Below are 241 nucleotides of genomic sequence, written 5' to 3' on the forward strand. Positions count from 1 at the left end.
TGGTGCCCGAGCCAACTCCGTTTACATAGATGGAACCCGGCCTGCCTCCCAACGCTATCACTATGACCGGTCGCTTCAGGATCGCGTTGAAGTGCTTAAGGGAACGTCCTCGCTGCTGTATGGCTCGGCGTCGCCGGGAGGCATCGTGAGCGACCGATCCAAGCAGCCAACGCTTGACGCTGGCCGCGAGGTGTCACTCTCGGTAGGCGCTTTCGACACCCGTAGGGCCACGGTGGATGAC

General features: G+C 61.8%; 1 protein-coding gene. It reads left to right on the forward strand.

What is annotated here, in order from left to right; translation table 11 throughout:
• The coding region (locus R0J87_RS24040; protein WP_498889554.1) for a TonB-dependent receptor plug domain-containing protein at nt 1-241 on the forward strand (241 nt) is incomplete at both ends.

It is taken from the genome of Halomonas sp. SIMBA_159 (assembly GCF_046536035.1).
GTDB classification, from domain to species: Bacteria; Pseudomonadota; Gammaproteobacteria; order Pseudomonadales; family Halomonadaceae; genus Vreelandella; species Vreelandella venusta_A.